General features: G+C 61.5%; 13 protein-coding genes and 1 pseudogene. 5 read left to right on the forward strand and 9 right to left on the reverse strand.

The annotated features are described in order from the left end of the window. Positions 1-33 precede the first annotated feature (33 nt). From GVL52_RS15395 to GVL52_RS15435, 9 genes and pseudogenes are all read right to left on the reverse strand, one after another. On the reverse strand, positions 34-741 hold the full coding sequence (locus GVL52_RS15395) for an ROK family protein (RefSeq protein WP_160008598.1): 708 nt from the start codon (positions 739-741) through the stop codon (positions 34-36). Positions 742-825: 84 nt separating this feature from the next. Continuing rightward, positions 826-3225, reverse strand: a complete 2400-nt coding sequence (locus GVL52_RS15400) for a glucan 1,4-alpha-glucosidase (protein ID WP_160008600.1) — start codon at positions 3223-3225, stop codon at positions 826-828. A gap of 139 nt (positions 3226-3364) precedes the next feature. Further along, positions 3365-4699 (reverse strand): annotated as a pseudogene (locus GVL52_RS15405) (LLM class flavin-dependent oxidoreductase). 264 nt (positions 4700-4963) lie between these two features. Next, positions 4964-5419 carry an RpiB/LacA/LacB family sugar-phosphate isomerase gene (locus GVL52_RS15410; protein WP_160008602.1) on the reverse strand — a complete coding sequence of 152 codons (456 nt, stop codon included), beginning with the start codon at positions 5417-5419 and terminating at the stop codon, positions 4964-4966. Then, on the reverse strand, positions 5416-6213 hold the full coding sequence (locus tag GVL52_RS15415) for a triose-phosphate isomerase (RefSeq protein WP_160008604.1): 798 nt from the start codon (positions 6211-6213) through the stop codon (positions 5416-5418). The genes GVL52_RS15410 and GVL52_RS15415 overlap by 4 nt, the downstream gene beginning before the upstream one ends. 50 nt (positions 6214-6263) lie before the next feature. After that, positions 6264-7199: a sugar-binding transcriptional regulator gene (locus tag GVL52_RS15420; RefSeq protein WP_160008606.1), complete on the reverse strand. Its 936-nt coding sequence runs from the start codon at positions 7197-7199 to the stop codon at positions 6264-6266. 62 nt (positions 7200-7261) lie between these two features. Continuing rightward, positions 7262-8194 (reverse strand): sugar phosphate isomerase/epimerase, encoded by a 933-nt coding sequence (locus GVL52_RS15425; RefSeq protein ID WP_160008608.1) that lies wholly within the window; start codon positions 8192-8194, stop codon positions 7262-7264. A gap of 10 nt (positions 8195-8204) precedes the next feature. Then, positions 8205-9719: a glycerol-3-phosphate dehydrogenase gene (locus GVL52_RS15430; RefSeq protein ID WP_160008610.1), complete on the reverse strand. Its 1515-nt coding sequence runs from the start codon at positions 9717-9719 to the stop codon at positions 8205-8207. Between the two features lie 85 nt (positions 9720-9804). Then, entirely contained in the window at positions 9805-11358 is a 1554-nt protein-coding gene (locus GVL52_RS15435) for an FGGY-family carbohydrate kinase (protein WP_160008612.1), read from the reverse strand. Positions 11359-12281: 923 nt separating this feature from the next. Between GVL52_RS15435 and GVL52_RS15440 the strand changes: the two genes are divergently transcribed. The 5 genes from GVL52_RS15440 (at position 12282) to GVL52_RS15460 (ending at position 17563) form a co-directional block, all read left to right on the forward strand. Beyond that, on the forward strand, positions 12282-12938 hold the full coding sequence (locus GVL52_RS15440) for a DUF2291 domain-containing protein (protein ID WP_160008614.1): 657 nt from the start codon (positions 12282-12284) through the stop codon (positions 12936-12938). Continuing rightward, positions 12935-14485, forward strand: coding sequence for a sugar ABC transporter ATP-binding protein (locus GVL52_RS15445; protein WP_160008616.1), 1551 nt, complete (start codon positions 12935-12937; stop codon positions 14483-14485). Before GVL52_RS15440 ends, GVL52_RS15445 begins: the two co-directional genes overlap by 4 nt. 23 nt (positions 14486-14508) lie before the next feature. Continuing rightward, positions 14509-15561, forward strand: a complete 1053-nt coding sequence (locus tag GVL52_RS15450) for an ABC transporter permease (protein WP_160008618.1) — start codon at positions 14509-14511, stop codon at positions 15559-15561. An 89-nt stretch (positions 15562-15650) separates the two neighbouring features. After that, on the forward strand, positions 15651-16598 hold the full coding sequence (locus tag GVL52_RS15455; RefSeq protein WP_160008620.1) for a D-ribose ABC transporter substrate-binding protein: 948 nt from the start codon (positions 15651-15653) through the stop codon (positions 16596-16598). 137 nt (positions 16599-16735) lie between these two features. After that, positions 16736-17563, forward strand: coding sequence for a DeoR/GlpR family DNA-binding transcription regulator (locus tag GVL52_RS15460; protein WP_200847841.1), 828 nt, complete (start codon positions 16736-16738; stop codon positions 17561-17563). Positions 17564-17569: the final 6 nt, after the last annotated feature.

Genomic DNA, 17569 nt, shown 5'->3' on the forward strand with positions numbered 1-17569 from the left:
GCCGCCGCCGGGTGGCGCCAAGTGCCTGCCTCGTCAGAGCTTCAGCGCGGGGTCGAGCCAAATTCGGAAGCCACCGGCAAACGCATTCTCATTGTCCCCACGGCGGCAGCCGTCCGGCATGTCCTTGAGCTTGTCGACATTGCCGCCACCGATGACGATGTAATCCGGTTGAAGCGCCGCCTTCAATCGCTGCGAGACATCATCGACAGACTTGCGCCACCTGCTCTTCCCGCGGGCGTTGAGACCACGCAACCCGACAACATCTTCGAATGTCTGCTTCTTCTTGTAAGGGAGGTGGGCGAGTTCCAGCGGCATGCATATATGGTCTGCCACGAGTGCCGAGCCGAGACCGGTGCCGAGACCGATAAACAGCATCCGGCCGCCCTGGTAACTGCCGATGGCCTGCATCAGCGCATCGTTCACCAGGCGGACAGGCTTTCCGAAGGCCGTTGCAAAGTCGTAGTCTTTCCATCCGGCGCCGAGATTGTGCGGATCAAGTGATGGCATATTGTTGGAGACCGGCCCGGGGTATCCCATGCCGATGACATGGTAGTCCCAGCCCTCGGCCATTTCCTTGACCGCCTTGACCATGGCGTCGGGCGTCATGTCAGGCCCTGATACCATCGCCTTCTTCTCGCCGCCGGTGCTGAGATGCACCTTCACATGCGAGCCACCGAGATCAATGGCAAGAACCGTCTTGGCGTCTTTGCGGAGTTCTGCGTTCTGGCTGGGCGCGTCCATGGAAATGTCCTGTTTCTGAATGACAAGTCTGTTCTGAGGCCGGAAATGCGCTGCGCAGAGAGGCGACGGCCAGCGAGCGCGGCGCTAGGTTGACGTGACCTCGACCTGAAAGTCCCGGCCCTCCCAGATGTTCCCTTCTGTCCAGAAAATCGTGAACGACACCGTTGATCCGGTGGCCAGCTTCACCGTTGGCAGATCGACAATATAGGTCCCGATCCCTGTGTCTGCGGCAGGACTGTCGTTCGTCGTTGCCCAGCCGTCAATCGACCAACGCACGATCGCCTCCTCATTGAACTCGAAGCGCAGAACGCGACCCGACATCACGGTATCGATCGTCGAATTCGTCCGCCAGACCCAAGGCGCCGGCGCTGGCCTGCCCTTCACGTATCGCTCAAAGGTCTGGGGCGGCATGTCGAACACAGCGCCGTCCCGGAGCGATCGAAGCAGCTTGATATGCTCGGCATGAGCCCAGACCAAAGGCATGGCGCTGCCTGACGGGCGGCCAAGAAACAGCTCCCTTTCCGGAATATCCGCTTCGTCCCAGATCTGTTCGGGCAACAGCCCACCCGGACTCGCCGAAGCCTCCAGAGCCGACAGCAAGCGGGTGGCCTCATCGATCCTGCCGGCGGCGATCTCGAAGTGGGCGCGCTCCCCGGTCAGGAGCGGCCACAGGCGACCGATGCCTGCACCGTTGAACGGCGCGCCATCCTCCTGCTCCCCATAACCGTCCTCATTGTAGCGATACCAATAGGGTCCGGCCGGAAGCTCGCGTTTAAGGAGAGAATCGATCGCCTTGACGGTGTTGACGATTCGCGGGTCATCGGCTGCGCGCAGGCCAAAACGCACCAGTGCCAAAGCATCAGGACTGACCAGCAATCCCGCCTCCAGCGTCATCTCCGCATCGCTGCGGTTCTTGATCGGCACCAGCGCCGGCGACCTGGAATGGCCTTCTCCGGTGAAGCTGCCGATGCGCATGTAGTAGCCGTCGATACCGAGGCTTTGCGACAGCGCCGTGTCGGTGGCATAGGTCCAGCTTTCGATCTGTTCGTTCCAGCTGTCGGCCACCTCGCGCAGGTACCGCGCGACCGCCGCGCATGACGCCGTATCCATTGCATCGGCAGCCGCAAGAAGCCCTGCGATCTCCACTGCCAGAGTGAACGGAGAGTATCCTCCGTCCTCTTCCCATCGGTCCTGCTGCGTGGCGGGTCCGTTGCGAACGATGTAGCGCGCCGCCGACCGGATCATCTCCTCGTAGCGCTTGGCATCGGACGCACCGAGCACTTCGGCGCGCAACAGCATGTCATAGAGCAGGATTGGAAAGGCGGTTTCGTCCATCTGGATTCCCTTCCAGTATGGTCGTCCGTCCAGCCAGGAATTCTGCACCCAATGGCCATCCTTTTCCTGCGTCGCCACGAGATAATCCAGAACTGCAAGCGCATCGTCGGCAGCGCCTGCAGCCAATAGCCCGCCAGCCGTCTCGACGAGGTCGCGCGTCCAGACCAGATGGTATCCACCGAGGTCGTCGTCACCCTTGGTCGAACCCCAGGGGATCGACAGGCTGGCGATGATGGCACCCGATGCCTCGTCGCGATGCGTTGCCAGAACAGAGGTGCTGACGCGGTAGCGATTGAGGTCATTCGGATCGTGGGGCTCGTCCAATGCCAGAAGCCCCCGCTGCCATTTGCGCCATCCGGATGTGTAGGATTTCAGAACGGGGCCCACGCCCTGGCGCAGGCTGAGCAGAACCCTCAACGCCGCCTCCTCCGGCTGCATCCCAAAACCGAGCGCGAGCAAGGCGCGCCCGTTGCTCCCAGAGAGATCGATCGTGGCACCAAGCGCGATGTTGCCGTCTTCGGCACGCTGATACTCCTGCCTTATCCCCTCGCCGCGCGACAGCGTCTGCCAGGCATCGGAGCTTCCGACGAAGCCGACGGACCGGGCAAGCCAGCGCACCGAGGAGGCGACCGCCAGCGATCGACCCGACCCCTGCGCAAACAACATCGGATGCCCCTTGAACTCATCGTACCAGCCGGTGTTGTTGGCGCCACCGTTGACAAGATGCGGAGAGACGATCGCATGCAGCCGGTAATCGGACAGCTCGCCGATCAGCGCCTCGAAGTGGATGTCCTGCAGGACGACTTCGCGATTGGCGTCCGACAGGATGGTCTTGGTGATGCGGTATCGACCGTCACCTGCAGTGTTGACGAGACGAAAGGCCGGAACTCCATCCTCGATCGTCTCGACAGTGTGCACGGCATCGCGCTTTTCTTCGGAGAAATAGTCCTGCGCCGTGACCACGAAGCCGAAATCGCGAATGCTTGCCTGGTCAAGACGCGGTGCGTAGACCTCGTTCAGAATGCCGTGGCTGGCGGTGAACCAGACGCGGCCGGCCTCGCCGGCAGCGGTACCCACTGCCGTCTTGGCGCTCGACGTCCAGCGCGGCGCAATTCCGGGCGCACCCGGCGGAACACATGCCTCAGTCACAGATGATTACCTCCCTTGCCGCCTGGCTGCGCGGTCGCCGTTTCGGGCGTAGTGCGGCAGGCATAAGCACAGGCGCAAGAAAGCACCTAAGAAGAGACCTGTCGAGGGCAGACTGAAGGCATCGGCCGGCGGTCTGCGCTCACTCCGTCGTGCTGAAGAACCTGTTTGCGGGCCGGGGAAGGCCGAGATGGTCGCGCAACGTGACGCCGGTATAGTCTTCCCGGAACAGGCCCCTGCGCTGCAATTCGGGTACCAGTCGCTCCACCACATCATCAAGCCCCTGCGGCAGATAAGGGAAGACGACATTGAAGCCGTCGGACCCCTCGTCCGTCAACCACTCTTCCATGTGGTCGGCGATGGTGGCGGCCGTGCCGACGAAGGCAAGACCGGAATAGCCGCCATAGCGTTGCGCAAGCTGGCGAACCGTCAGGCCTTCATCCCGTGCGAGCTTGATGACCTGCGCCTGGCCGGACTTGCTGGCATTGGTCTCCGGAATGTCCGGCAACGGCGCATCCGGGTCAAAGCCGGAAGCATCATGGCCGAGAGCGATCGACAGCGAGGCGATGGCGCTTTCATAGTAGACGAGACTATCGAGCTTGGCTCGCTTGGCCCGGGCTTGCTCGACGGTATCGCCGATCACGACGAATGCCGCCGGGAGGATCTTCAGGTGATCGGGATTGCGGCCGATCGCACGCATGCGCGATTTGATATCGGCCTAGAGCGCCTTGCCGGCGGCAAGATCGCGCGGCGAGCAGAAGACCATTTCGGCGGTTTCCGCCGCCAATTGGCGGCCGGGCTCGGACTGGCCTGCCTGAACGATCACCGGCCAGCCCTGCGGCGCGCGGGCGATGTTGAGCGGGCCGCGGACACTCAGTTCCTCGCCCTTGTGATCGAGCACATGCATTTTGGCGGGATCGACATAAACACCGCTTTCCACATCCCGGGGGAATGCATTATCGGCAAAGCTGTCCCAAAGGCCGGTGACGACGTCGTAGAATTCGCGGGCGCGATGATAGCGCTCTCCATGCTCGACATGCTCCTCGAGCCCGAAGTTCAAGGCAGCGTCCGGGTTTGACGTCGTGACGATGTTCCACCCCGCGCGCCCTTCGCTGATATGGTCGAGCGAGGCAAATCTGCGGGCGATATGATAGGGCTCATCGAATGTCGTCGATGCCGTGGCAACCAGCCCGATCCGGCTGGTGACCGAGGCCAATGCAGAAAGAAGCGTGAAGGGCTCGAACGATGTTACCGTGTGGCTTCGCTTCAGCGCCTCCACCGGCATGTTCAGCACCGCGAGGTGATCGGCCATGAAAAAAGCGTCGAACTTTGCGGCTTCGAGTTTCTGCGCGAATGACTTCAGGTGCGCAAAATTGAAATTCGCATCCGGATACGAGCCGGGATAGCGCCATGCTCCGGTGTGCAGGCTGACGGGGCGCATGAAGGCGCCGAGATGCAGTTTCCGGTCACATGTCATGGGTTCACTCTGATGTTGGACAGACGATGGATTGTAGCTTTGGTGGCGCCGGGTGAACCAGCAACTGAGGGCCAACCGAAAGTAGGGTCGGTGCCCGCGGATTTACAATCACCTTTTCGGCAGCGGCACGATTAAATGATCGATCGCGGCACTTGCCCTGTGAAACGCCGCAAAGCAGAAAGCCCCGCCGCGAGATTGCGCGACGGGGCTGTCATGTGATCATCAGCGACCCGCTATCCCCGGGCCTCCGTCAGACGCCTTGTCTCAGCGCTGATTGTACTTTGCGTCGAGTTCGTTCATCGCATCGACGTTGCCCGCGGAGCGGCCCTTTTCGTCGAAGGTCTGGGCCAGAAATGCGTCGGCGATGGCCTTTGCCAGCTCGGTTCCGATGACGCGGGCCCCCATGGTGATGATCTGCGCGTTGTTCGAGAGTGCGGCGCGCTCGGCCGAATAGGTGTCGTGGGTCAGCGCGGCGCGAATACCCGGCACCTTGTTGGCAGAAATGCAGACGCCGATGCCGGTACCACAGACGAGAATTGCCTTGTCATAGGTGCCGTCGATGACGCCCGAGGCGACGCGATCGGAAAGGCTCGCGTAAAATGCATCAGGGCCTTCGCTGGTGCGCGAGACTTCGGACACGTCGAAGCGATCCTTCAGATGGTCGGCGAGAACCTTGGCGAGGCCTTCGCCGGCGCTGTCTCCTGCGATTGCGAGTTTCATGCTTTTTCTCCTTCGAGTTTTGCGTCAAGTTTGGCAGCGCATCGGGCCAGGATGTCGAGATAGCCTTCGACATTCCAGGCCGAACGGCCGATGAAGAGCCCGTCTATATGTGGGCTCGAGATAAGTTCCTCGCAATTGCCGGGGTTGACCGATCCGCCGTAGAGGCACGGAATTCGGCGACCGAGCACGTCTTGCGCAACGGCGATGATTTCGGCCTGGCGGGCGTCCGCGTACGCGGCAGTTGCCGGAATGCCGTTGACGCCGATGGCCCAGACGGGCTCGTAGGCGAGCAGGATGTCCGCATCCCTTTGCGCGCCCGAGAGCTTGGAAAGCGCACCGCGGACCTCCGTCGCCAGCACCTCTGCCGCGCGACCGCTTTCGCGGTCGGCCAGTGTCTCGCCGATGCAGATCAGCGGGATCAGGCCGTGGCGAACGGCGGCTTCCGTCTTCAGGCCGACCGTTTCATCGGTTTCTCCGAAATGCTCCCGTCGCTCTGAATGTCCGAGTTCTACAATGTCGAGATTGCAATCCTTCAACATCACCGGCGAAACCTCGCCGGTCCATGCGCCTTCATCGGCCCAATGCATGTTTTGCGCGCCGACTTTGACAGATGTGTCAGCCAGCATCGCCTTCACCTCACGGACTGCCGTGAATGGCGGGATGACAAAACGCTGGATGCGCGGATCGCGGGCGCCATCGGCATCCTTCAGGCCGCTCGCGAAGCTCAGCGCCTCGGCCAGCGTCTTGTTCATCTTCCAGCTGGTGCCAATCCAGAACCGCGGTGATTTGGTCATGTGCAATCCCATTCGTATCTCTATCTGTCGTGTTCACTGCACCGGCGCAGCTATTGCAGCAGCGCCTGCGCCGTCCGCTCGTCGGTGATCAGTCCGTGGAGGCTGCCGCTGCGAAGCACCGAGCGGATCGCTTCAACCTTGCCCTTGCCGCCTGCCAGCGCCACCAGCCGTTCTGTCCTCGGTGGAGGCAGCGAAGCAGACAGCGTACGCTCCGTGAGCGCCGTCTCCAGAATGCGACCGTTGGCATCGAAGAAATATCCGAGAATTTCACCAACGCCGCCCGCTTCAGCCACATCCTTGATCTCGCGTGCCTCGATCATGCCGGACTGCACGAGCTGTGCCTGGGTATCGACCGTGCCGAGACCGACAAGCTTGAGCGTGGCAGTATTGGCGAGATCCATCACTTCCTTCACGCCGCGCTGTGCCAGCAGCACTTCGCGATCTTCGGCCGTGTTGGCAAAGAACGGCACGGGCATGACGTAAGCAGGCATGCCGGTCTTCTCGGCGATGCGGTGCATCACATCGTAGGGGTTGGCCGCATAGTTTCGGGTCAGGCCACCGAGCAACGAGACGAAGCGAAGATTGCGGGCGCTGACGCGCGGCAGCAACTGCACGGCGGTCGAAAGCGTCCGCCCGTGGCCAAGGCCGATCACCTCGTTGTCGCCGCGCTCGATCTCACGTTTCAGGAAATTCGAGCCTGCCAGGCCGAGCGTGCGAAAGATCGATTCGTCCTCGCCGACATAGGGCGTCACTTCGCAATATTGCAGCCCGAAGCGCTCCGAAAGGCTGTTTTCCAGCGCGACGCACTCGATGATATCGCCCTCGATGGTGATCTTGACAACACCATCGGCAACGGCGCGGGCGATCAAACGATGGGTCTTCACGGACGGCAATCCGAGGCGTTTGGCCACTTCCGACTGCGTCAGGCCGCCGGCATAATGCAGCCAGGCAGCGCGCACGGCGAGCGACTGTTCCGGATCTGTCATCGGCGGCTCTTTCCTGATTGTGTCACGCGCTTATCCTGTGTGTGCTTTGGTTCGTTCCCCGCTCAGATATGCAGGCTGTCGATGCCCGTGTCGATGTAGGGAGCCCAGAAGGCGACACTTTCGGCGATCTGCGAGATCACCTGCCGATCGTTCGGCTCGCGCTCCTTGAACGAAAGCTCGAGGCAGATTTCATTGTCCTTGGCCCCACCTTCGGCAAATGCTTCGAGCAGCGCTGGCGGTTGAATCCGACCACGGGCGTTGAACTCCGCCGTGAAGGGGCGGTGGCCGCCCTTGTCCATCAAGCTCTGCTTGATGTGAATGATCGGCGACACCTTCGGCACGGCGCGCGCCCAGGCATAAGGCTCGAAATCGTCAGGATTGCTCGACGTGACATCGCCGTGGTCGATATCGGCCATCATCCACATCGGGATGGCCATGTCGGCGGCGGTCAACCGGTCCTGCAGTTTCACACACTCGGCAATGGTCTCGCCGAATTCGCGACCGATGCTCATCGGCTCCCAGAACACATAGGAGAGACCGGCCGACTTGGCGTGCTCCGCCACCTCAGCCCAGCAATCGATGGCGATCTTGATCAGTTCCTCGCGCCGCGCCGGATCGTCGAAATCCTTGTAGGTAAAGATCGCAAACTGCGTGCCGACGGAAGTGCCGCCGAGATCGGCCGTGATGTCGGCGAATGTCTTGAACCAGTCGATATAATAGCGCCGGACATCGGCATCCGGGTGACCGAAGTGGTTGAGGCGGCCATAAGGGCCGGTCATGCCTGAGGTCACGCGGACGCCGGTGCGCTGCAGGGCGGCCGACATGGTGCGCGTCAGCCGACGGATGACGGATGCCTGCCAGCTCGGATTGATGAACTCATGCGTCAGTTGCAGATCGCGGATCTTCAGGTCCCGCGCCACCGTTTCGATCAGATCATCGGGCTCGGCGAAGCGGTTGACCAGCGGGTTGGTGTTCAGCGAAAGCGTCAATGCCATGATCGGTTCCTCAGGCTGCGGCAATAAGGTTCGCGCCCGCGAACCAGTCGGCGAACGCGGCCTGTTCGGCCTCGGTCAGGTGCAGGTAGTGCTTGGTGCGGCGCTTGAGTACATCTTCAGGGGTCTGCGCCCATTCGGATGCCACGAGATAGCGAACCTCGGCCTCGTAGAGATTGCCGCCGAAATGACGGCCGAGCCCCTCGGCGCTGGTGACATTGCCGACGATCTGGCGGGTGCGCGTGCCGTAGAGGCGGCCATAGTGACCGGCAAGCGTGCGCGACATCCAGGGATAGGTTTCCTTCAGGCTATTGAAAAAGCTTTCATAATCGGCGTTGGGCATCTCGCCGCCCGGCAGCGCTGCGTGCTCCGTCCAGTCGGGGCCCATCTGCGGAAAGATGTGCTTCAGCCGCTGCAGGCCGCGCTCGGCGAGCTCGCGGAAGGTGGTGATCTTGCCGCCGAAGACGTTGAGCAGCGGCGCGTTGCCGGTTTCCTCGAGATCGAAGACATAGTCGCGCGTGACAGCCGAGGGATTGCCCTTGCCGTCGTCGAACAGCGGGCGCACGCCCGAGAAGCTGTGCAGCACATCCTGACGGCGCAGCTTTTCCTTGAAGTAGCGGTTCACCGCGGCCAGCAGATAATCGATTTCCTTCTCATCGGCGGAGACATCCTCGGCACGGCCTTCATAGGAAATATCGGTGGTGCCGATCAGGGCCTTGTCACCCTCGTATGGGTTGATGAAGATCACCCGCTTGTCGTGGTTTTGCACCAGATAGGCATTCGCACCGGCCCAGAATTTCGGCACGATGATGTGGCTGCCCTTGACCAGCCGGACATTGCGGCTGCTGTTGGCGCCGGCCACGCGCCCGATGACATCGGATACCCACGGACCGGCCGCGTTGGCGATACAGCGGGCGCGGAAGCTGCGGGTTTCGCCGGTCACGCTGTTCTTGGTGGCAATCGTCCAGCCGCCGTTTTCGCGTCGGGCAGAGGTGGCTGCGGTGCGGGTCAGCACTTCGGCGCCACGCTCGGCGGCATCGACGGCGTTCAGCACCACGAGGCGCGCGTCATCGACCCAACAATCGGAATATTCGAAGCCTCTGGTATATTCATCAAGGATCGGCGCGCCTTCCGGATCACGACGGAGGTCGAGCGTGCGGGTGCCGGGCAACTTCTTGCGGCCGCCGAGGTGGTCATAAAGAAAGAGGCCGAGGCGGACGAGCCAGGCCGGGCGATCCTGCGGAGAGTGCGGCAGCACGAAACGCATCGGCCAGATGATATGCGGGGCAGCGTTCAGCAGCACCTCGCGCTCGATCAGCGCCTCGCGAACAAGGCGGAATTCGTAATATTCGAGATAGCGCAGACCACCATGCACCAGCTTGCCCGAACGCGACGAGGTACCCTCAGCCAGATCGTCCTTCTCGCAGAGAACCACCTTCAGGCCACGGCCAGCGGCATCGCGCGCGATGCCCGCGCCATTGATCCCGCCGCCGATCACGAACAGATCCAACATTCCGGTCTCAGTCATTTCATGCTCCTTCGGATGCTTCCTGCATCAACAAATCCATCCAGCGCGGCGGACGCCCGCCGCAGCCTGCCCCCGGCATATCAACCTACTGCGTGGCGAGCAGTTGATCCCACGCCGGCGCCACCGCCTGGCGCACCATCACATAGGCCTTGAACAGCCGCTCGAACCGCTCCGCCTGCGCGGCGTCAGGCGCCTCGGCCTCACCGAGAAGCGGCGTTACCCATTCGGCGATGCAATCATCCATGTTGCGATAGGCGCCGATGGCAACAGCCGCCATCATCGCCACGCCCGCCGCACCCGCTTCCTCGCGTCTGGAAACCCTGACCGGCGCGTTGATGGCCGCGGAAAGGGAGCCGCGAAGCGCGCGAGACCGGGCCGCACCGCCGGTCATCCGCAACTCGGCCGGCATATCGCCCATCGCCGCGTAGCAATCGCGGGTCGCCATGCCGAGCCCTTCGACCACCGCCCGCAGCAGATCGGCAAAACCGTGGCGCATCGACAGGCCGGTGAAACCGGCGCGGGCCGAAGCGTTGACGAAGGGACCGCGTTCGCCCGCTTCGGAAATATAGGGATGATAGAGAACGGAACCCGGCCGGCTTTCGGCAAACCAGCCATCGATGCGGGCGATCAGTTCGACATGCGACACGGTCTTGCCACCTTCCGCCATCAGCGAGCCCGCCATTTGCAGTAGCCAGTCGATGTTGATCGTGGCGCTCATATTGGTTTGCACCTGGGTGACGATGCCAGGCATCGGCAGCGCGATCACATAACCGGTGCCCTCGGCATTGAGCTGCACCTCTGCCACCGCCTTGGCGCGCATATGAACGCCCGTCGAGCCGACAGTCGAGCAGGCAGCATTCTGTCCGCCGGTGCGTACCCCGGCACCAAGAGCGGTCATCACCATATCGACATAGCCGAGACTGACCGGTGTACCGGCGAGAAGGCCGCTGGCGCGTGCCGCATCGGCCGACAACGGATGCGTGACCTCGGTGCCGTCGATGATCTCCGGCAACAGGTTGCGACGTCCTGACAGACCCAGGGCATCGATAACGACGTCGTCATACTGACGGGTGCGGAAATTGCCGAAGGTAAAGCTTGCCTCGGATGGATCGGTCGCACGGATACCGGTGAGATTGAGATAGAGCCAATCCTTGCAGTGAAGCGCGGCCTCTGCCTTGTCCAGCAGGTCCGGCTGAATGCGGTTCATATGAGCGATCTGTGCGCCTTGCTGGCAGGTATTGAGGCCGGTGCCCGTGGCCTCGAAGCGGGCCCGATTGTCGGCACCGCCACTCAGCCGGGTGACCGTCGATGCAGCGCGCGCATCGAGCCACAGCCAGGCATCGCCGACAGGGCGGTTTCCGGCGCCGACGAGCCATGTGCCGTCACCCTGCCCCGTGACCGATATGGCTGCCGTGCGCTTTGCAAGATCCGGTACTTTTTCGCCTAGCCCACGCAGTGCGGTCAGGCAATCGGCCCACGTCTGCGACAGCGATTGCGTCGCCGAGCCGTCGTCACCCGTCGCATATTGATTGCGCGCCGAAGCCGACGCGATCTGGTGGCCGGACATCTCAAAGGCCACAGCCTTGATCACCGAGGTGCCGGCATCGATGCCGATGATGATTTTTCCATTCTCAGCCATCGCAGGCCTCTCCTGCCACGACGACCCATGCCGTTAAGCACGGCATCCTCTTCCCACTCATGGTCACTCCTCCCAGACCACCGCCTTCGGATCACGCCACGCGAGACACCGTAGGCGAATGCATCATGTCCTCACCCGTGCGTCGGCCAAAATGGACATCTCGCCGTGCACAGCAAGTGGAAACAGGCAGCGCCAATTTCCACGTCCATGTGAATATACCACAAAGCTATCACAGCAAATGTAATTTTTTTCCATTGTCGCAATTTTTTTCAGATTAAATGCGCCCTGTCAATTCCACAGAACAGCACCGCTGTGGAGCAAGGCATGGCGACCCACCAAACCCGCCCGAGCAGCATCCAGTCAGAAAAATTAGGCGAAGCCGCTTGTATTGACCGCCTGAAACGATGCTTTTTCTTCATTAAAATCATTTGATATCAAATGTTTGTGACGGACTTTCCAGCAAAAGCAGACGTACGCTCTACTGCCGCTGGCATTTCCAGAACTTGCACGCAGGCAACCCAACGCAAAACTCTCTGACTTCCGATCTTGTCTGTGGAGTCATCACGGGGGCACGAAAATCACCACGCGATCTCGATTGACAGGCCTCGATTTTTATAACATGTTTATTGCCATTGATAACACGAGGCTACCGCGGCTCAGGCCGTACATGGCAGCAACGTGATGGTGCCTGGCGGTTGGAGGAGAACAAACGCCAGGTGTTTGAGGAGGCTCAGGTGAAAACTTCTTGTTCAGGATATGGCTTGGCGTATCGCCAGCATAGTGGCCGCAACACACAGTCGGTGTGTGGCTCCCCGCCTTGTCGCCGGGCCGACCGGTCGCGACGTCGCTAGTCAGCGCCACCCTCCCTCCGTCTTCTTTCCCCCAACAGGAAATCGGCGCCACTTGCCGAAGGTTGTCAGAAAATGAGCATGCAAACAGACTACGCGGCTGCACGGCCGAAGAGCGGCAAACTGAAAATCGCGATCGGCATCGCCGCTGTGGTCGTGGTCGTCGGCGCCATCGCAATCGATACCACGGTCGTCCACATCGGCTCCGACAAGGATGTCCGCCAACAGGCCTTCTCCTCGGAAACCTACGGTGCCGAGCAGTTCCCGAAGATTGCTGCCGATGTCGAGAAGCGTGCCGTCGCCGCAACCGAGCTGGCCCCCGCCGTCATCGCCGACAAGAAGGCGGCAGGCGAGAAATACGGCATTGCCACCACCACCGGCCCGGTCCTGCCGGTGTCGTTCACCGGCATCGTCGGCGAACGCAAGGGCAATATGAACCAGATCAAGGTCGATGGCCTGCCGCCCGAAATCGTCATCCGCATACAGACCGGCCCGGCCATCAATGGGACCGATCTTCGCGACGCTACCGGCGCAATCGAGTTCGGCCAGTTTACCAACCAGATCGAATATCAGGACGCCGGATCGGCGATCAACAATGAGATGAAAAAGGCGGTGCTGACCAGCATCGACCCAGACCAGCTGACCGGCAAGACGGTCACCGTTACCGGCGTCTTCAAGCTCATCAATCCGAAGAACTGGCTCGTCACCCCCGTCAAGGTTGACGTCAAATGAGCCAGGCAAGCCAAAGACAGATCAAGGGCGAAACAGGAGAAGTCGTCCTCAGCGCCCGCAACGTCGCCAAGACCTATGGCAACGTCCAGGCCCTGAAGGGTGTGAACTTCGACATTCATCGCGGCCAGGTGACCACGCTGTTCGGCGAGAATGGTGCGGGCAAGTCGACCCTGATGAAGATCCTCTCGGGCGTCGTGCGCCCGACATCGGGCGAGATCGTTCTCGACGGCCAGACCGTCAACTTCGTCTCCTCGACCCATGCCCGCGAATGCGGCATCTCGATCATTCACCAGGAATTGAGCCTCGCGCCCAATCTCAGCGTCCGCGACAACATCTTCATGGGCCGCGAGATCATCAAGGGTGGCGTCGTCGATTTTGCCGAGGAAGAGCGCCAGACCCGCGCACTGCTGGAAGAACTAGAAGAGGATATCGATCCGCTGACAGCGGTCGAGGATCTTCGCCTCGGCCAGCAGCAGATTGTCGAGATCGCTCGCGCGCTGTCTGTCAATTCGCGTATCCTGATCATGGACGAGCCGACCTCCGCGCTCAGCGCCACGGAAGTGGAAGTGCTGTTCAAGGTCATCCGCGACCTCACCGGTCGCGGCGTGTCGATCGTCTATATCTCGCATCACCTCGAAGAGGCGCTGCAGATCACGCATCACGCGGTCGTTCTGCGCGACGGCGCCATGACCGCCTATGCCGAACGCAAGGATATCGATCTGGAATGGATCGTCCGGAACATGGTCGGCGAGAATTTCGATCTGGGTAGCCCGCCAACCGGCTACGAGATGGGCAAGGTTGCCTTGTCGATCAAGGATCTCACCATCCCCGGCCCGTCGGGCGCTGCCTACAATGCGGTCGAGCGCCTGTCGCTTGACGTCCGCGCCGGCGAGATCGTCTGCATCTACGGCCTGATGGGCGCCGGTCGCACCGAGCTTCTGGAATGCGTGGCCGGACGATTGCATGCCAGCGGCGGGCAGATCCTGCTCGAAGGCCAGGACGTCGCCGGCCTCAGCATCGCCAACCGCATCAATAGCGGCCTCGGGCTGGTGCCTGAAGATCGCCAGCGCGACGGCCTCGTGCAGACGATGACTGTGGGTTCCAACCTCTCGCTTGCCAGCATCGGCGCCTTCACCAAGGGTCTATTCACCTCGGGCGGACGCGAGCGGGAACTGGTGCAGGACTCGATCCGCAAGGTTCACATCAAGACCGATGGCGGCGCCGCACCGATCGGCTCGCTCTCCGGCGGCAACCAGCAGAAGGTCGTCATCGGCAAGATGCTCGCCACCCAGCCGAAAGTCATCCTGCTCGACGAGCCGAGCCGCGGCATCGACATCGGCGCCAAGGCCGAAGTGTTCAAGCTTTTGGCCGAGCGCGCCAAGCAGGGGCTGGCGGTGATCTATTCGACCTCCGAAGTCGCCGAATGCCTGAGCATCGCCCATCGCATCATCGTCATGCATCGCGGCAAGATTTCTGCCGAGTTCAGCTCTGACGTCACCAAAGAGAAGATCATGGCCGCCTCTGGCGAAGCAGTGGTCTCGCACTAGCCCGGAATTATGGAGCACTGATTATGTCAGTCACTGAAGCAACCGATAAGAAGACAGTTTCGAACGGGCCACAGCGGGATTTCAATATCATTCGCCTGCTGCTGGAAGGTCGCGCATTCTTCGCGCTGATCGTCATCATCGCCGTCTTCTCCTTCCTGTCGCCCTACTATTTCAGCCTCAACAACTTCCTGATTATGGCCTCGCACGTGGCGATCTTCGGGATTCTGGCCATCGGCATGCTGCTGGTCATCCTCAACGGCGGCATCGATCTGTCGGTCGGCTCGACGCTCGGCCTGTCCGGCTGCATCGCCGGCTTCCTGATGCAGGGCGTGCAGCTGTTGCATTTCGGCGTCATCCTCTATCCGCCGGTCTGGGCCGTCGTCATCATGACCTGCGCACTCGGCGCTCTGGTTGGCGCCGTCAACGGCGTGCTGGTCGCGTATTTGAAGGTTCCGGCCTTCGTCGCTTCGCTTGGCGTGCTCTATGTCGCCCGCGGCATTGCCCTGCTGATGACCAACGGCCTGACCTACAACAATCTCGGCGGTCGTCCCGAGCTCGGCAATACCGGCTTCGACTGGCTCGGCTTCAACCGCCTCGGCGGCGTGCCGATCGGCGTTCTGGTGTTGGCAGCGCTCGCCATCATCTGCGGGATCGTGCTCAGCAAGACCGCATTCGGTCGCTGGCTCTACGCATCCGGCGGCAACGAGCGCGCAGCCGAGCTGTCGGGCGTGCCGGTCAAGCAGGTGAAAATCCTGGTCTACGTATTCTCTGGTGTTTGCGCGGCAATTGCCGGTCTGGTCCTTTCCTCCCAGCTGACGTCCGCCGGTCCGACTGCCGGCACCACCTATGAACTGACGGCCATTGCGGCCGTGGTCATCGGCGGTGCAGCGCTCACCGGCGGACGGGGGACCGTACGCGGCACCATGCTTGGCGCCTTCGTCATCGGCTTCCTGTCGGATGGTCTGGTGATCATCGGGGTCTCCGCCTACTGGCAGACGGTCTTCACCGGCGCCGTCATCGTTCTCGCCGTTCTCATGAACAGCATCCAATACGGGCGTCGGGTCAAATCCTCCTGACGCAGGCTACCGAACTTCTCCGCAGCAACACTGCGGAAAGCACCGCCGGTCCGCCGGCACCACACAAACTTATCAATGGGAGAGAGACTATGTTTAAAAAAGGCATGCGCGTTCTGCTGGCAGCTGTTGCCGTAGCACCGATCTTCGTGAGCTCCGCCTGGGCAGCCGGCTTGATGACGGTCATCGTCAACGATCCGTCCAACCCATACTGGCTCACCGAAGGCAATGTCGCCAAGGCGACCGCTGAAAAGCTCGGCTACACCGCAACCGTCGGCGCGCACAAGGGTGACACCAACACCGAAAGCAACCTGATCGATACCGCGATCACCAACAAGTCCGTCGCCATCATTCTCGACCCGGCAAACGCCGATGGTTCGGTCGGCGCCGTCAAGAAGGCCGTTGCCGCGGGCATCCCGGTCATTCTCGTCAACGCTGAAATCAACCAGGAAGGTCTCGCCAAGGCGCAGCTCGTTTCCAACAATGCGCAGGGCGCCGCCATCGGTGCACAGCAGTGGGTCGAAGCCGTCGGCGACAAGGGCAAGTACGCTGAACTGTTCGGTTCGCCTTCGGACAACAACGCCGCAACCCGCTCCAACGGTTACGAGTCGGTTCTGACCCAGTATCCGGATCTGGTGAAGGCTGCCAAGGAAGTTGCCAACTGGGACCGTACCCAGGGCCACAACAAGATGCAGTCGATGCTTCAGGCAAACCCTGACATCATCGGCGTGATCTCCGGCAACGACGAAATGGCGCTTGGCGCGATCGCTGCGCTGAAGGAAGCCGGCAAGCTCGCCAGCATCAAGGTCGGCGGTTTCGACGGTTCGCCTGACGCAGTTGCCGCCATCAAGGCCGGTGAACTTCAGTACACCGTTCTGCAGCCGGTTGCCGTGTTCTCGGAAGAAGCCGTCAAGCAGGCTGACAATGTCATCAAGAATGGCAGCACCGGCGCCAAGAGCGAAAAGCAGCTCTTCGATTGCCTGCTGATCACCAAGGACAACGTCGACAAGTACACGGCTCCGTTCGTTCTCGAGCAGTAAGCAAATCGGAAGGGGACGCCCGGTGCGGCGCCCCCTTTTTTCTCCACAGTTGCGGATCTTCGCGATACAACGCTCACACCATTCGTTCGAGCGCAGAGGCCATCGTGACACAGAAGACAGGCGCAGGCGTGCTCCCCATGGACGAGCTTCCAAGCGATAGCCGGCAGACCCGCCAGCTGGTGCGCCGGCAGATGATCGCCGAGGCCGTGATGGCGGAAGGGTCGATGCGGATCGAGGATCTGACCGATCGCTTCGGCATCAGCCTGATGACCGCGCACCGCGATGTCGATGATCTCGTCAGCCGCGGCTTGTTCCGCAAAACCCGCGGCATCGTCACCGCCGCCGCCTCCAGCCTGATCGAATCCAGCGACGTCTATCGCTCCGGTCGCCAGTCGGTGGAAAAGAACATGATTGCAGCCGCTGCAATGCAGTTCGTCGAGCCTGGCCAAGCGATCTTCTTCGACGATTCCACCACCGTGCTGCCAATGGCCGAGCATCTGCCGGCCAAAGTGCCGATCACTGCCATCACCAATTCGCTGACGCTGATCAATGCGCTCAAGGGGATGCACGACCTGACGCTGCTGGCGCTGGGCGGCCAGTATTACAACTGGTGCAACGCCTTTGTCGGCCGAACCACGGTCAACGAAATCCACCGGCTGCGCGCCGATGTCGCCTTCATCTCGATGTCCGCCATCACCGACGACATGGTCTTTCATCAGTCGCCGGAAATGGTCGACACCAAACGCGCCATGTTCGATTGCGCCGCCAAGCGCATCCTCCTGGCCGACCACACCAAATTCGAGCGGCGCGCCTTGCACCGCTTTGCAGCCCTCAGCGAGTTCGACGTCATCATCGTCGATGACAAGACGCCAGCCATCCATATCGACCGCATGCGATCCAGAGACATCAACGTGATCATCGCGCGGGAAGACAGGGCGCGTCAGCGAGCCCATCAGTCGGAGTAAGCCTGA

Origin of the sequence: Rhizobium sp. 18055, assembly GCF_902706285.1 — a bacterium.
GTDB lineage: Bacteria > Pseudomonadota > Alphaproteobacteria > Rhizobiales > Rhizobiaceae > Rhizobium.

Bases quoted from the DNA above. Each gene is read 5' to 3' on its own strand.
- GVL52_RS15455 (WP_160008620.1), top strand. From the start codon at position 15,651: ATGTTTAAAAAAGGCATGCGCGTTCTGCTGGCAGCTGTTGCCGTAGCA.
- GVL52_RS15435 (WP_160008612.1), bottom strand. From the start codon at position 11,358: ATGGCTGAGAATGGAAAAATCATCATCGGCATCGATGCCGGCACCTCG.
- GVL52_RS15420 (WP_160008606.1), bottom strand. From the start codon at position 7,199: ATGACAGATCCGGAACAGTCGCTCGCCGTGCGCGCTGCCTGGCTGCAT.
- GVL52_RS15415 (WP_160008604.1), bottom strand. From the start codon at position 6,213: ATGACCAAATCACCGCGGTTCTGGATTGGCACCAGCTGGAAGATGAAC.
- GVL52_RS15460 (WP_200847841.1), top strand. From the start codon at position 16,736: ATGGACGAGCTTCCAAGCGATAGCCGGCAGACCCGCCAGCTGGTGCGC.
- GVL52_RS15395 (WP_160008598.1), bottom strand. From the start codon at position 741: ATGGACGCGCCCAGCCAGAACGCAGAACTCCGCAAAGACGCCAAGACG.
- GVL52_RS15440 (WP_160008614.1), top strand. From the start codon at position 12,282: ATGAGCATGCAAACAGACTACGCGGCTGCACGGCCGAAGAGCGGCAAA.
- GVL52_RS15410 (WP_160008602.1), bottom strand. From the start codon at position 5,419: ATGAAACTCGCAATCGCAGGAGACAGCGCCGGCGAAGGCCTCGCCAAG.
- GVL52_RS15450 (WP_160008618.1), top strand. From the start codon at position 14,509: ATGTCAGTCACTGAAGCAACCGATAAGAAGACAGTTTCGAACGGGCCA.
- GVL52_RS15430 (WP_160008610.1), bottom strand. From the start codon at position 9,719: ATGACTGAGACCGGAATGTTGGATCTGTTCGTGATCGGCGGCGGGATC.
- GVL52_RS15425 (WP_160008608.1), bottom strand. From the start codon at position 8,194: ATGGCATTGACGCTTTCGCTGAACACCAACCCGCTGGTCAACCGCTTC.
- GVL52_RS15445 (WP_160008616.1), top strand. From the start codon at position 12,935: ATGAGCCAGGCAAGCCAAAGACAGATCAAGGGCGAAACAGGAGAAGTC.